The organism is Georgenia sp. EYE_87, from assembly GCF_023148685.1.
Classification (GTDB): Bacteria; Actinomycetota; Actinomycetes; order Actinomycetales; family Actinomycetaceae; genus Georgenia.
In genome coordinates, this window is record NZ_JAHXNL010000004.1 from 194,417 (window position 1) to 206,837 (window position 12,421).

Sequence of the window (12,421 nt, forward strand, 5' to 3'; positions counted from 1 at the left end):
GAAGGAACGCACCGTGACCGCACCGCAGGGCGTCCGGGCCGGACGCGCGCACGACCTCGACCGCGCACACGTCTTCCACTCCTGGTCGGCGCAGGCGGCGCTGGACCCGATGACCATCGTCACCGGCCACGGGTGCGAGGTGGTGGACGAGGAGGGCCGGTCCTACCTCGACTTCTCCTCCCAGCTGGTCAACCTCAACATCGGCCACCAGCACCCGAGGGTGGTCGCGGCGATCCGGGAGCAGGCGGAGCTGCTGGCGACCGTGGCGCCGGTCTACGCCAACCTCGCCCGCGGCGAGGCGGCCGAGCGGATCCTCTCCCACGCGCCGGAGGGGTTCACCAAGGTCTTCTTCACCAACGGCGGCGCGGACGCGAACGAGAACGCCATCCGGATGGCCCGGCTGCACACCGGCCGGGAGAAGGTGATCTCCTTCTACCGCTCGTACCACGGGAACACCGGCGCCGCGATCGTGGCGACCGGGGACTGGCGGCGCGTCCCCAACGAGTACGCGCGCGGGCACGTGCACGTCTTCGGCCCGTTCCTCTACCGCTCGGAGTTCTGGGCGACCACCGAGGCCCAGGAGTGCGAGCGGGCCCTGCGCCACCTGGAGCGGGTCATCCAGGCGGAGGGGCCGAGCTCGGTCGCGGCGATCCTCATCGAGACCGTGGTGGGCACCGGTGGGATCCTGGTGCCGCCGCCGGGCTACCTCGCCGGCGTACGCGCGATCGCCGACCGGTACGGGGTGGTGCTCATCCTGGACGAGGTCATGGCCGGCTTCGGGCGGACCGGCTCCTGGTTCGCCCTCGACCAGCACGACGTCGTGCCCCACCTCATCACCTTCGCCAAGGGGGTGAACTCGGGGTACGTCCCGGCCGGCGGGGTCATCATCAGCGCGGAGATCGCCGAGACCTTCGACGACCGGGTCTTCCCCGGGGGCCTGACCTACTCGGGCCACCCGCTCGCCATGGCCTCGATCGTCGCCGCGCTCGACGCGATGGCCGAGGAGGGCGTGGTCGACAACGCCGCCCGCATCGGCGCCGACGTGCTCGGCCCGGGTCTGCGGGCCCTGGCCGGCCGCCACCCGCTCGTGGGCGAGGTGCGCGGGACCGGGGTGTTCTGGGCGCTCGACCTGGTGCTGGACCGCGCGACCCGCGAGCCCGTCCCGGCCACGGAGGTCGTGGCGATGCGGGCGGCGCTCGCGGCCCGCGGGCTGCTGACCTTCGTGGCCGAGAACCGGATCCACGTCGTGCCGCCCTGCGTGGTCACCGACGCCGAGGTGGCGCGGGCGCTGGAGATCTACGACGAGGTGCTCGCCGAGGCCGAGGAGCGCCTGCTCGAGTGAGCTCCCGGAGCGACGCTCCGGGAACGGCGCGGCGGGGTCAGCGCAGGCCGGGCACCCACAGGTCCACCCACACCGGCCGGTGGTCCGACGTGGGGAAGGGGTAGACGCCCGTCAGCTCGGAGCCGGGCTGGTCGGCCATCGGCCAGAACACCCGCGAGTCGCGCAGGGGCAGGTTCTTGGACGGCAGGACGTAGTCCACGCGGAGGTTGCCGGGCGCGTCGTCGGCGAAGTCGGCCGTGTCGAGGGCCGGGTCTCCCTCGTGCCGGTCGTTCGCACCGTTCTGGACGGCGGCAGCCTCGACGGCGCCGTGGGACTCCGGCCGCGGGTCGCGCACCCGAGGGTGGTTCAGCAGCTGGTCGATCGCTCCGGGGTAGGAGTCGCCGTCGACGGGGTCGGAGTTCTGGTCTCCCACGATCACGAACCGGCTGCCGGGCCGCAGCCCGCCGGTGGTGCCCTCGTCGTCGTAGATGTAGGCGCTGTCGCGGCGACCGCCGACGTAGTCGGCCCAGAACCGGATCTCGTCGTGGTTGCGCAGGCCGTTGCGGTCCTCGGGCCCGTCGAACGTCGGCGGCGTGGGGTGCGAGGACAGCACGTGGACCGTGGTGGCGCCGACCTCGACGGGGACGTCCCAGTGGGACTTGCTGGACAGCCGCAGCTTCTCCAGCTCCTCGGGGCTGTACCAGTCGGCCGGGGCGTCGGTCGCGGGGTCGTCGGGGAGCAGGGCCCCGGGCATGTCCTTCCACAGGAACTCCTGGAAGGTGCGGGCCCGCTCGGTGTCGATCGGGTAGCGCGAGAGCACCACCATCCCGTACTGCCCGGGGAACGCGCCGAAGCCGAACGCGTCGTCCGCGGTCCCGGTGCGCCCGTCGTTGTTGAGGTCGGACCCGGAGTCCACGCCGGTGTTCACCGGCTGCGAGTACGCGTACGGGTACTCGATCGGCGCCTCGCCGTGCTGGCCCACCTCCAGGTACTGCTCGCGGAAGAGGTCGACCGCCTCGCCGTCGGCGTCGTGGTCGAACTCGTTGAGCAGGACGACGTCGGGGCGGACGGTCTGCAGCACCTGGGCGACGGCCCGGGCCTGGGCGTCGTCCCCGCCGTCGAGGTCGTCGACGAGCTCGCCCTCGGCGGGCCGGTTGAGGGAGACGTTGTAGGTCGCGACCCGCAGCTGGGGCCGCTCGGCCCGGGTGCTCGCACCGGGCCCGCCGTCGGCGGCCGCGGGCGCACCGAGCACCACCACGCCGGCCACGGCCGTAGCCGCGGCGGCGAGTCCGCCGGTGAACCGCGATGCACGCATGCGTCCACCGTAACAACGCCCTCGCCCGGCCGGAAGGGAATGTGGACCGCCGGGGACTGGTGGTGGGGTCAGCCGGCCGCGATCTGGGCGTCCCGGTCGACGGCGGCCTGGACGCCGCGCACGACGGCGGCGGAGAAGCCCGCGTCCTCGAGCGCCACCGTGCCGGCGATCGTGGTGCCCCCGGGGGAGGAGACCATGTCGGCCAGCTGCGTCGGCGTCACCCCCTTCTCCAGCAGGGTGCGGGCCGTCCCGAGCACCGTCTGCGCCGCGATGCGCGTCGCCTGGGCCTTGGGCATGCCGTTGCGCACGGCCGCCCGGGCGAGGGCCTCGACGAAGTAGGCCGTGTAGGCCGGCGCGGAGCCGGCGATCGCGGCGTAGGCCGGGAAGAGCCGCTCGGGGAGCACGAGCGCGGACCCGACCGTCTCGAAGAGGCCGACGACGGCGTCCACCTGGTCCTCGGTGGCCGCCGCGTTGCCGCACACCGCGGCCATGCCCGCCCCGACCATGGCGTTGACGTTGGGCATGACCCGCACCACGCTCTGCCCGGGCACGAGCATCTCGCCGAGCGTGTCCAGGGTGAGGCCGGCCGCGAGGGAGACCACCAGGGAGTCCTGCTCCGCGAGGGTGTCGGCGAGGGGCTCGAGCACCTCGGCGAACAGGTGCGGCTTGACGGCGACCACCACGACCCCGCCGTGGCCGGTGCGCTCGACCAGCTCGAGGTTGTCGGTCAGGGCGTCCACGCCGGTCTCCCGGGCCAGCGCCTGGGCGGAGCGGCCGTGCGCGCTGGTCACCGCAAGGTCCTCCGCCGGCACCGTCCCCTCGGCCACGATGCCGCGCACGATCGCGCCGGCCATGTTCCCCGCACCGATGAACCCGACCCGCATGTCCCGCTCCTCCGCCTCGCCGACGTCTCCGACCGAAAGGGCCAGTATGTCGTTCCGCGCAGCGTCGTCGCGCCCTCGACCGCAGCTGTCGCAGCCACCACGCCCCGACGCCCCTCGCCGGTGCACGCGCAGGCTTTCGTCGCACTCCTGACGGTCGTAACATGGAGGAGCCCCCGGCAGGCAGACTCACACAGGCCTCCGCGGCGGCACACGGTGGGAGCGAGCATGGCCGGGTCGGTGGTCTACGTCGACCACTCCGAGATCGTCGAGGGGAAGGTCGAGGAGCTCAAGACTGCGCTCCGTGAGCTGGCAGAGCTCGTCGAGGCCGAGGAGCCGGGGCTCGTCTCCTACCAGGTCTTCCTCGACGAGGACGAACGCCATGTCAGCGTCCTCCACGTCCACCACGACGCGGACTCGTTGGCCCGCCACGCGGCGGTGGCCGGTCCGTCCTTCGCGTCCTTCGTCGGTCTGGTCGAGCTGCGTCGCATCGACCTCTACGGCGACGTCGGACCGGAGCTCGTGGAACGCATGCGTGACAAGGCCAGGCTGCTGGGAACAGGGACGGTCGAGGTCCACCCGTTCCACGCCGGGTTCGCGAGGCTGTAGGCGGCGCGAGCGCCCAGACCTCCTTTTCGGGTACCTGCCGAGAACCGCGTTAGACTGCCGACCACAGGCGTCGACCCGGCCATCACCGGCGAGCCTCCGGAAGAACAGGGCCGGTCCCGGACGCGCGTGCGGTCGGCGCCGGCCCCCAGTAGAACCGGACGGGAGGGCCCGTCACAGCCTGCTCGAGCGGTCACGTCCGCCGCCACGGCGGAGGGCGGGGCAAGCGAGGTGGTACCGCGGCAGCGAGGTGCCCGGCGAGGAGCCGGTCAGCGTCGCCGTCGTCCTCGCGGTTGTCTGTCCACCGCTTGACCGAGGAGCACCCGTTGGCCGATCAGCCCCGCCGCTACCCCCTGCACCGCCCGGGCACCGAGGTGGTCGCCTCCCCGAGCTTCCCCGCGCTGGAGCGGGAGGTGCTGGCCTACTGGGAGGACGACGGCACCTTCCAGGCGTCGATCGAGAACCGCCCCGCCGGCGAGAACGGCGGATGCGAGTTCGTCTTCTACGACGGCCCGCCCTTCGCCAACGGCCTGCCCCACTACGGGCACCTGCTCACCGGGTACGTCAAGGACGTCGTGGGGCGCTACCAGACCCAGGCCGGCCACCGCGTGGAGCGCCGCTTCGGCTGGGACACCCACGGCCTGCCGGCCGAGCTCGAGGCGGAGCGGCAGCTCGGCATCAAGGACAAGTCCGAGATCGAGGAGATGGGCATCGAGGCCTTCAACAAGGCCTGCCGCGACTCCGTGCTGCGCTACACCGACGAGTGGCGCGAGTACGTCACCCGCCAGGCCCGCTGGGTCGACTTCGAGAACGACTACAAGACGCTCGACGTCACCTTCATGGAGTCGGTGATCTGGGCGTTCAAGCAGCTCTACGACAAGGGCCTGGCCTACGAGGGCTACCGCGTCCTGCCCTACTGCTGGCACGACCAGACGCCGCTGTCCAACCACGAGCTGAAGATGGACGACGACGTCTACCAGAACCGTCAGGACCCCTCCGTCACCGTGGGGCTGCGGCTGGAGTCCGGCGAGCTCGCCCTGATCTGGACCACGACGCCCTGGACCCTGCCCTCCAACCTCGCCGTCGCCGTCGGCCCGGAGATCGACTACGTCACCGTCCGCCCCGCCGAGGGACCGCTGGCGGGGGAGCGCGTCATCCTCGCCGCCGCGCGGCTCGCCGCCTACGCGCGCGAGCTGGGCGAGGAGCCCGAGGTGCTCGCCACGACGAGGGGCAGCGACCTGGTCGGCCTGCGCTACGCCCCGGTCTTCGACTACTTCGTCGACCACGAGGCCCCGGGCCCGAACGCCTGGACCGTGCTCGGCGCCGACTACGTCACCATCGAGGACGGCACCGGCCTGGTCCATCAGGCGCCCGCCTTCGGCGAGGACGACATGGCTACCTGCGCCGCCGCCGGCATCGGCACCGTCGTGCCGGTCGACGACGGCGGCAGGTTCACCGCCGAGGTGGCGGACTACGCCGGCCAGCAGGTCTTCGAGGCGAACCGGGCGATCATCGCCGACCTCAAGAAGGGCACCGGCCCCCTGGCCCGCCGCCCCGAGGCCGAGCGTGCCGTCCTGGTCCGCCAGGAGACCTACGACCACCCGTACCCGCACTGCTGGCGCTGCCGGAACCCGCTGATCTACAAGGCGGTCTCGAGCTGGTTCGTCCGGGTGACCGAGTTCCGCGATCGCATGGTGCAGCTCAACCAGGAGATCACCTGGGTGCCCGAGCACATCAAGGACGGCCAGTTCGGGCACTGGCTCGCCGGCGCCCGCGACTGGTCCATCTCCCGCAACCGGTACTGGGGCACCCCGATCCCGGTGTGGGTCTCCGACGACCCCGCCCACCCGCGCATCGACGTCTACGGCTCGCTCGCCGAGCTCGAGCGGGACTTCGGGCGCCTGCCCCTGGACCGCGACGGCGAGCCGAACCTGCACCGGCCCTTCATCGACGAGCTGACCCGGCCCAACCCTGACGACCCGACGGGGGCGTCCACGATGCGCCGCATCCCCGACGTGCTCGACGTGTGGTTCGACTCCGGCTCGATGCCCTACGCCCAGGTGCACTACCCGTTCGAGAACCGCGACTGGTTCGAGGACCACTACCCGGGCGACTTCATCGTCGAGTACATCGGCCAGACGCGCGGCTGGTTCTACACCCTGCACGTCCTGGCCACCGCCCTGTTCGACCGGCCCGCGTTCCGCACGTCCGTCTCGCACGGCATCGTGCTCGGCTCGGACGGGCGCAAGATGAGCAAGTCCCTGCGCAACTACCCCGACGTCACCGAGGTCCTCGACCGCGACGGCTCCGACGCCATGCGCTGGTTCCTCATGGCCTCCCCGGTGCTGCGCGGCGGCAACCTCATGGTGACCGAGGAGGGCATCCGCGAGAACGTCCGCCAGGTCCTCCTGCCGCTGTGGAACACCTGGTACTTCTTCGCCCTCTACGCCGGCACGCTGGACGACGGCGCCGGGTACCTCGCGAGCCCGGTCGACGTCGACGACCCCGCCGCCGTGGCGTCGCTCGACGTCATGGACCGCTACCTCCTGGCCCGCACCCGCGACCTCGCCGCGACCGTGCGCGCCCAGCTGGACGTCTACGACATCCCCGGCGCCGCCCAGTCGGTGCGCGAGCACCTCGACGTGCTGACCAACTGGTACGTGCGCACCTCTCGGCAGCGGTTCTGGGACGAGGACCGGGGCGCGTTCGACACCCTGTGCACGGCCCTGGAGGTCCTCACCCGGGTCATGGCCCCGCTCGCGCCGCTGGTCACCGAGGAGATCTGGCGCGGCCTGACCGGCGGGCGCAGCGTCCACCTCACCGACTGGCCCGAGCTGCCCGAGACCGTGGCCGACCCCGGGCTGGTCGCCGCCATGGACGCCGTGCGGGACGCGGTCTCCACCACGCACGCGCTGCGCAAGGCCGCGAAGATCCGGGTGCGTCAGCCGCTGCGCACGCTCACCGTCGTCGTCGACGACCCAGACGCCCTGCGGCCCTTCGCCGGCCTGGTCGCCTCCGAGGTCAACGTCAAGGACGTCGTGCTGATCAGCCCCGCCGAGTCCGACCTGCGCCTGACCAGCGAGCTGAAGGTCCTCCCGCGCGAGCTCGACCCCGCCAAGCGACGCCACACCCAGCAGATCTTCGCGGCCGCCCGCGAGGGTCGCTGGACCGCGCCCGGGGCGGACGGCGTGATCGCCCTCGAGGGAGTCGAGATCGACGGCGCCCCGCTCACCCTGGTCGCCGGGGAGTACGAGCTCACCACCCGCATCGACCTCGGCGACCACGCCGGCGCCGACGCCGCGGCCGACGTGCTCGCGGACGGCGGTTTCGTGGTGCTGGACACCGCCGTCGACGACGAGCTCGCCGCCGAGGGCTACGCCCGCGACCTGGTCCGCCAGGTCCAGGACGAGCGCAAGGCCGCCGGCCTGTACGTGGCCGACCGCATCGCCCTGTCGCTCACCGTCCCCGCGGACAAGATCGGCTGGGTCGAGACCCACCGCGACCTCATCACCCACGAGACCCTGGCCCTGCAGCTCGACGTCGCCGCCGGCGACGGCGGGTCGCCGCGGGTCGCCGTCACGAAGCTGGAGGCACGATGACCGCTGGAACCGGGGGCACCGGGGGGACCGAGGGCCGGCGCAGCCCCGAGGACGCCGAGCGCGAGTCCCAGGAGCGCATCGCGGCCTTCATGGCCGAGGCCGAGGAGCCGGCCGACGCCCGCCGGCGCGCCGACGCCGAGGCCGAGGAGGACGAGCACGACGCCGGGCTGCGGGCCCTGCTGCGCTCGTCCCTGATCGCCGGGCCCGACCCGGACGTGGCCGAGGAGGTCCTCGCCGAGGGGGAGGACACCTCCCGCGAGGCGACGGACGCCGCCGCCGTGGCGCACGCCCGCGCCGAGGAGGAGGTCCGGCACATCTACGAGGCGATCCTCGCCCGGGCGCCGGAGCACGACGTCCAGCCCAGCCTGGACCGCGTGCGCGACGTCCTCGACCTTCTCGGCGACCCCCAGCGCGCCTACCCGGTCATCCACCTCACCGGCACCAACGGCAAGACCTCCACCGCCCGGATGATCGAGCGGCTCCTGCGCGAGAAGGGCCTGCGCACCGGCCGCTTCACCTCTCCCCACCTGCACACCGTGCGCGAGCGCATCGCCCTGGACGGCGAGCCCATCGCCCCCGACGCGTTCGTCGCCACCTGGGAGGACGTCGCCCCCTACGTCGCCATGGTGGACGAGCGCTCGCAGGCCGCGGGCGGACCCCGGCTGAGCTTCTTCGAGGTCTTCACCGTCATGGCCTACGCCGCGTTCGCCGACGCCCCGGTGGACGTCGCCGTCGTCGAGGTCGGCATGGGCGGGCGCTGGGACGCCACCAACGTCGCCGACGGCACCGTGGAGGTCCTCACCCGCGTCGAGCGCGACCACGAGCGCTGGCTGGGCCACGAGCTCACCCAGATCGCGGAGGAGAAGGTCGGCATCATCACCGACGGCTCCACGGTGGTCACCGCCGAGCAGCACGACGACGTCGAGTCCGTGGTCCTCCACGCGGCGGCCGCCCACGGGGCGCGGCTGCTGCGGGCCGGGACCGACCTCGGCGTCGTCGACCGGCAGGTCGGCGTCGGCGGGCAGATGGTCAGTCTCCGCACGCCCGGCGGCGTCTACACCGACGTCTTCCTGCCCCTGCACGGCGCGCACCAGGCCGACAACGCCGCGCTCGCGCTGGCCGCGGTGGAGGCGTTCTTCGGGGGCGGCGCGCTCGAGGCCGGCATCGTCGAGCAGGGCTTCGCGGGCGTCGACTCGCCCGGGCGCCTCGAGGTCGTCCGCCGCAGCCCCACGGTCCTCGTCGACGCCGCGCACAACCCGGCCGGGATCGAGGCCCTGCGCGCGGCCGTGGAGGAGGCGTTCGACTTCACCCACCTGGTCGGCATCGTCGGCGTGATGGCCGACAAGGACGCGGAGGGCATCCTCGCGGGCCTCGAGCCGCTGCTCGCCGAGGTCGTGGTGACCCGCGCCCGCACCGACCGCGCCATGGACGTCGACGAGCTCGCCGAGGTGGCCCGCGACGTCTTCGGCGAGGAGCGGGTGCACGTGGCCGAGCGGCTCGACGACGCCATCGACACCGCCGCCGGGCTCGCCGAGGCGGACTCGGACGAGGTCGTCACCTCCACCGGGATCCTCGTGGCCGGGTCGGTGCTCCTCGCCGCGGACGCCCGGGCCCTCATGGGGAGGGCCTGAGCCGGCCAACTGACTGCCGTTCCCGACGCCGAGGGGCCAAGATGGGGACGTGGTCCGGCATCGGACCGTTCCCGGCTATTCGAAGGAGCACGTCGGTGAAGAAGCTCATCAACGATCCGCAGAACGTCGTGAGGGAGTCCCTGCGCGGCTTCGGTCTCGCCCACCCCGACCTCGTCAAGGTCAACGAGGACCCGCTGTTCGTCAGCCGCGCCGGGGGAGCGGTCCAGGGCAAGGTCGGGCTCGTCTCGGGCGGCGGCAGCGGCCACGAGCCGCTGCACGCGGGGTACGTCGGGCTGGGCATGCTCGACGCCGCCGTCCCGGGCGCCGTCTTCACCTCCCCGACCCCCGAGCCGATCTTCGAGGCCACGAGGGCGGCCGACGGCGGGGCGGGCGTCCTGCACATCGTGAAGAACTACACCGGGGACGTGCTCAACTTCGAGACCGCGGCCGAGCTCGCGGAGGCGGAGGACATCCAGGTCCGCTCCGTCGTCGTCAACGACGACGTCGCCGTGGAGGACTCCCTGTACACCGCCGGGCGCCGCGGCGTGGGCGGCACCGTGCTGGTCGAGAAGATCGCCGGCGCCGCCGCCGAGCGCGGCGACGACCTCGACAAGGTCGTCGCGGTGGCCGAGAAGGTCAACGCCGAGGTCCGGTCGATGGGCGTGGCGCTGAGCGCCTGCACCGTCCCGCACGCCGGGAAGCCGTCCTTCGACCTCACCGAGGACGAGATCGAGATCGGCATCGGCATCCACGGCGAGCCGGGCCGGCACAAGATCCCCATGGCGAGCGCGAACGAGATCACCGAGCGCCTGCTCAACCCCGTGCTCGAGGACCTCAAGGTCGCCTCGGGGGACAAGGTCCTGCTGTTCGTCAACGGCATGGGCGGCACCCCGCTGTCCGAGCTCTACCTCGTGTACAACCACGCCCGCGAGGTCCTCGACGGCAAGGGCGTGGAGGTGACACGCTCACTGGTCGGCAACTACATCACGGCCCTGGAGATGCAGGGCGCGTCCATCACCGTCCTGCGCCTCGACGACGAGCTCACCGAGCTGTGGGACGCACCGGTCAACACCCCCGCGCTGCGGCGCGGGGTGTAGGAGGAGGAAGAGAACGCATGACTGCCACCACCCTCGGCGCCGACTGGGCCCTCGACTGGATGGAGCGCGCCCGGGCGGTCGTCTCCGCGAACCGCATCGAGCTCATCGAGCTGGACCGGGCCATCGGCGACGGCGACCACGGCGAGAACATGGACCGCGGCTTCACCGCCGTCGGCGCGAAGCTCGCCGAGGCCACCCCGTCGGCGCCGGGGGAGGTGCTCAAGACCGTGGCGACCACCCTGATGTCCACCGTCGGCGGCGCCGCCGGCCCGCTGTACGGCACCGCCTTCCTGCGCGGGGCCAAGGCGGCCGACGGCGCGCTGGACGCCGCGGGGGTGGCCGCCGTCCTCGAGGCCGCGGTGGAGGGCATCCAGGCCCGCGGCAAGGCCGAGGCGGGGGAGAAGACCATGGTCGACGCCTGGCTGCCCGCCGCGCAGGCCGCCCGCTCCGCCGCAGAGGGCGGCTCCGGCCCCGTCGAGGCCCTGCGGGCCGCCGCCGACGCCGCGGCCGCCGGCGCCGAGGCCACCGAGCCGATGGTGGCCCGCAAGGGCCGGGCGTCCTACCTCGGGGACCGCTCCGCCGGGCACCGCGACCCCGGCGCGCAGTCCTCCGCCCTGCTCCTGGCCGCGGCGGCCGAGGCGGCCGAGGCGCTGTGAGCGCTGCGCCGGCGACCGCCCTGGTGATCGTCTCGCACTCCGCCCGGCTGGCCGAGGGCGTGGTCGAGGTGGCCGCGCAGATGGCCCCCGACGTCGCGCTGCGCGCCGCCGGCGGGACGGACGAGGGCGGGATCGGCACGAGCTTCGACGCGGTCTCCTCCGCCGTCGCCGAGCTCCTCGGGTCCGACGGGGTCGCCGGCGTCACCGTGCTCACCGACCTCGGCTCGGCCACCATGACCGCCGAGGCGGTCCTCGAGAGCCTCGAGGACGACGACGCCGCCCGGGTCACCCTCGCCGACGGCCCGCTCGTCGAGGGGGCCGTGGCCGGTGCGGTGGCCGCCCAGGGCGGCGCCGACCATGCCGCCGTCGCCCGCGTCGTGGCCGAGGCCGCCGGGAGCTTCGGCGGCGCGGCCGAGGTCGCGGCGCCCGTCGAGGGCGTCGTGGCGGCGGCCGGGGCGGCGGCCGAGGGCGACGGCGGTGAAGCCGGCGGGGACGGGGCCGGCGCGCTCAGCCGCACCCTCACCCTCACCAACGAGGTCGGCCTCCACGCCCGGCCCGCCGCCCTGCTCGCCCGGCTCGTCGCCGGGTACGACGCGACGGTGGCCGTCAACGGCGTCGACGGCGCCAGCGTGCTCGCGCTGATGGGCCTGGGCCTGGAGAAGGGCGACGAGATGCTGGTCACGGCCTCCGGGCCGCAGGCCGCCGAGGCGCTGGACGGCGTGACCGCGGCCGTCGCCGAGGGGTTCGGCGAGGGGCCCGGCGCTCGGTAGCCTGGCCGGGTGAGCACCCCGCACGAGACCGCCCCCGACGCCGACGCGCCGCAGACGCCCGAGCCGCTCCGCCGGCCCGGCTCCGCGCGTCAGATGTTCGCCATGTCGGTGCTCGTCAGCGAGATCCTGGTGGTGCTCTTCGCCACGCTCGTCGCGCACGGCCTCGAGGTCGCCGACCGCGGGCTCGTCTGGGGCGTCGGCGGCGCCGCGATGCTCGCGTGCGCCGCGGCGGCCGGCCTGCTCCGGCGCGGGCGCGCCGGCTACGTCCTCGGCACGGTGGTGCAGGTCCTCCTCATCGTCTCCGGCCTCGTCGTGGCGACGATGTACGTGATCGGCGGCCTCTTCGCCGTCCTGTGGGTCGTCTCCCTCCGGGTGGGCGGGCGCATCGACACCGAGCGCCAGGAGCGCTACCGCGCCGAGGTCGCCCACCGGGCCGCCGGCGGTCCCGGCCGCGGCCCCCTGGGCGGTCCCGCGGACGGTCCGGCGGACCGCCCCGCGGACGGCCCCGCGGACGGGGCGACCGCCGGGGACCGGTAACGTGCCTC

The 12,421-nt window shown here is 73.7% G+C and carries 10 protein-coding genes; 8 read left to right on the forward strand and 2 right to left on the reverse strand.

What is annotated here, in order from left to right; translation table 11 throughout:
- Window positions 1-13: 13 nt before the first annotated feature.
- The gene (locus tag KZX45_RS08845; RefSeq protein WP_248257354.1) at window positions 14-1,342 is read left to right on the forward strand and encodes an aspartate aminotransferase family protein; all 1,329 of its coding nucleotides are present in this window, start codon (window positions 14-16) and stop codon (window positions 1,340-1,342) included.
- Between the two features lie 37 nt (window positions 1,343-1,379).
- Here the strand turns inward: KZX45_RS08845 and KZX45_RS08850 are convergent, their stop codons facing one another.
- A complete protein-coding gene (locus KZX45_RS08850) occupies window positions 1,380-2,636 on the reverse strand; it encodes an endonuclease/exonuclease/phosphatase family protein (protein ID WP_248257355.1) in 1,257 nt (418 codons plus the stop codon).
- A 68-nt stretch (window positions 2,637-2,704) separates the two neighbouring features.
- Complete coding sequence (proC, locus tag KZX45_RS08855) at window positions 2,705-3,520, reverse strand: pyrroline-5-carboxylate reductase (protein ID WP_248257356.1); 816 nt, start codon at window positions 3,518-3,520, stop codon at window positions 2,705-2,707.
- 225 nt (window positions 3,521-3,745) lie between these two features.
- Here proC and KZX45_RS08860 point away from each other — a divergent pair, with 225 nt between their 5' ends.
- From KZX45_RS08860 to KZX45_RS08890, 7 genes are all read left to right on the forward strand, one after another.
- A complete protein-coding gene (locus tag KZX45_RS08860; RefSeq protein ID WP_248257357.1) occupies window positions 3,746-4,126 on the forward strand; it encodes an antibiotic biosynthesis monooxygenase in 381 nt (126 codons plus the stop codon).
- Window positions 4,127-4,449: 323 nt separating this feature from the next.
- Entirely contained in the window at window positions 4,450-7,722 is a 3,273-nt protein-coding gene (ileS, locus tag KZX45_RS08865; RefSeq protein ID WP_248257358.1) for an isoleucine--tRNA ligase, read from the forward strand.
- Entirely contained in the window at window positions 7,719-9,353 is a 1,635-nt protein-coding gene (locus tag KZX45_RS08870; protein WP_248257359.1) for a folylpolyglutamate synthase/dihydrofolate synthase family protein, read from the forward strand. The genes ileS and KZX45_RS08870 overlap by 4 nt, the downstream gene beginning before the upstream one ends.
- A gap of 95 nt (window positions 9,354-9,448) precedes the next feature.
- On the forward strand, window positions 9,449-10,450 hold the full coding sequence (gene dhaK, locus KZX45_RS08875) for a dihydroxyacetone kinase subunit DhaK (protein ID WP_248257360.1): 1,002 nt from the start codon (window positions 9,449-9,451) through the stop codon (window positions 10,448-10,450).
- 17 nt (window positions 10,451-10,467) lie between these two features.
- Entirely contained in the window at window positions 10,468-11,106 is a 639-nt protein-coding gene (dhaL, locus tag KZX45_RS08880; protein WP_248257361.1) for a dihydroxyacetone kinase subunit DhaL, read from the forward strand.
- Window positions 11,103-11,876 (forward strand): dihydroxyacetone kinase phosphoryl donor subunit DhaM, encoded by a 774-nt coding sequence (gene dhaM, locus KZX45_RS08885; RefSeq protein ID WP_248257362.1) that lies wholly within the window; start codon window positions 11,103-11,105, stop codon window positions 11,874-11,876. Before dhaL ends, dhaM begins: the two co-directional genes overlap by 4 nt.
- A 9-nt stretch (window positions 11,877-11,885) precedes the next feature.
- On the forward strand, window positions 11,886-12,413 hold the full coding sequence (locus KZX45_RS08890; protein WP_248257363.1) for a DUF4233 domain-containing protein: 528 nt from the start codon (window positions 11,886-11,888) through the stop codon (window positions 12,411-12,413).
- Window positions 12,414-12,421: the final 8 nt, after the last annotated feature.

What these genes read in the sequence shown, in the direction of transcription:
- KZX45_RS08860 (WP_248257357.1), top strand. Translation starts at nt 3,746, where the DNA reads ATGGCCGGGTCGGTGGTCTACGTCGACCACTCCGAGATCGTCGAGGGG.
- KZX45_RS08850 (WP_248257355.1), bottom strand. Translation starts at nt 2,636, where the DNA reads ATGCGTGCATCGCGGTTCACCGGCGGACTCGCCGCCGCGGCTACGGCC.
- dhaL (WP_248257361.1), top strand. Translation starts at nt 10,468, where the DNA reads ATGACTGCCACCACCCTCGGCGCCGACTGGGCCCTCGACTGGATGGAG.
- KZX45_RS08870 (WP_248257359.1), top strand. Translation starts at nt 7,719, where the DNA reads ATGACCGCTGGAACCGGGGGCACCGGGGGGACCGAGGGCCGGCGCAGC.
- proC (WP_248257356.1), bottom strand. Translation starts at nt 3,520, where the DNA reads ATGCGGGTCGGGTTCATCGGTGCGGGGAACATGGCCGGCGCGATCGTG.